This window comes from Sporosarcina sp. E16_8, assembly GCF_017347095.1.
GTDB lineage: Bacteria > Bacillota > Bacilli > Bacillales_A > Planococcaceae > Sporosarcina.
The window spans coordinates 1-1649 of the sequence record NZ_JADPRZ010000112.1 but is presented as its reverse complement, the minus strand read 5'-3'; the positions used below and the strand labels follow the sequence as shown (position 1 = coordinate 1649).

The following is a 1649-nucleotide window of genomic DNA, read 5'->3' as shown; positions in this document are numbered from 1 at the left end:
TTAATTGAACCGCCGTATACCGAACGGTACGTACGGTGGTGTGAGAGGTCGGGAGTTAATCACTCCCTCCTACTCGATTTATTGCTTTGGAAACTATAAAATCTGGTACTATGGAAAGCCTGCAAAATAAGCTATTTCACGTCTAGACTTCAGCGCCTAGGGGCTCGGAGGCCCACAGGATGTGGGTCACACAGACATTGCCGCAGGACGCGGCGTACTTTGGCTGTGTTCCTTATTTTGTCGGTCCTGACCAGGCGCTTGCGCTTTTGTTATTGACCATTCAGTGTGGAAATGTCCTTCTTTATCAAGACGTTCATAGGTATGTGCACCAAAATAATCGCGTTGAGCTTGGATAAGATTGGCTGGCAATGTTTCAGTACGATAACTATCATAATAAGCTAATGCACTTGAGAAAGCAGGAACTGGAATACCAAGTTGAATGGCTACAGCTAATACCTCGCGAAGTGAATTCTGATAGTCTCCCACTATTTCTTTGAAGTACGGATCGACTAATAGGTTTGGTAAGTCACTATTCGTGTCAAATGCGTCTTTGATATTCTGTAAGAACTGGGCACGAATGATACAACCGCCGCGGAAAATCATTGCTACTTCTCCGTAAGGAATTTCCCAATCATATTCCTCGGATGCTGCACGCATTTGCGCAAAACCTTGAGCATACGAACAAATTTTGCTCATATATAAAGCTTTGCGAATCGCTTCGATCAAATCATTTGGATCACCTGCATACTTTTTCAGTTCAGGGCCTTTTAGTAGTTTACTTGCTGCAATTCGCTCTTCTTTAATAGAAGAAATAAATCGTGCAAATACGGACTCTGTGACGATTGGAAGGGACACGCCTAAGTCTAACGCATTTTGACTTGTCCATTTACCTGTGCCTTTTTGCCCGGCTACATCTAAAATTTGATCAATGAGCGGTTTACCAGTTTCTTCATCTAGCTTGGTGAAAATATCTGCGGTGATTTCAATGAGGTAGCTATCGAGCTCCCCCTTGTTCCATTCTGAAAATATTTCATGCAGCTCCTGCGCTTCAAGACCAAGTGCATGTTTCATGATGAAATAGGCTTCGGAAATCAGTTGCATATCGCCATATTCAATGCCATTATGAACCATTTTCACATAATGTCCTGCTCCATCAAGGCCCATGTATGCACTGCAGGGAATGCCATCAACTTTTGCCGAAATAGCATCAAGAATGGGTTTAACTTGTTCGTAAGCTTCTTTTGATCCTCCAGGCATAATCGATGGGCCGTTACGAGCTCCTTCTTCTCCACCTGAAACACCTGCACCAATGAAATGTATACCTGATTCTTTTAAGGTTGCTGTACGTCTATTCGTATCTTTAAAGAATGTATTTCCTCCATCGATAAGAATATCACCTCGTTGAAGATGAGGAATAAGTGACTGAATCACCGTATCTGTTGTTTCCCCGGCCTTAACCATTAATAAGATCTTACGTGGAACTTCAAGCGAAGCCACTAAATCTTCAATGCTGTAGCTACCATGAATATATTTATCTTTCGCTTCATTGTTCGAGAATGCATCTGTTCGATCTGTCCAATAATCATAGACAGCTACCGAATAGCCCTTGCTTTCGATGTTTAGCGCTAGGTTCATCCCCATCACGCCTA

At 42.7% G+C, this 1649-nt stretch carries 1 pseudogene; it reads right to left on the bottom strand.

From position 1 onward, the window contains the following. Nucleotides 1-276 precede the first annotated feature (276 nt). Nucleotides 277-1641, bottom strand: a pseudogene (gene gndA, locus I2484_RS20965) (NADP-dependent phosphogluconate dehydrogenase); the annotation flags it as partial. Nucleotides 1642-1649: the final 8 nt, after the last annotated feature.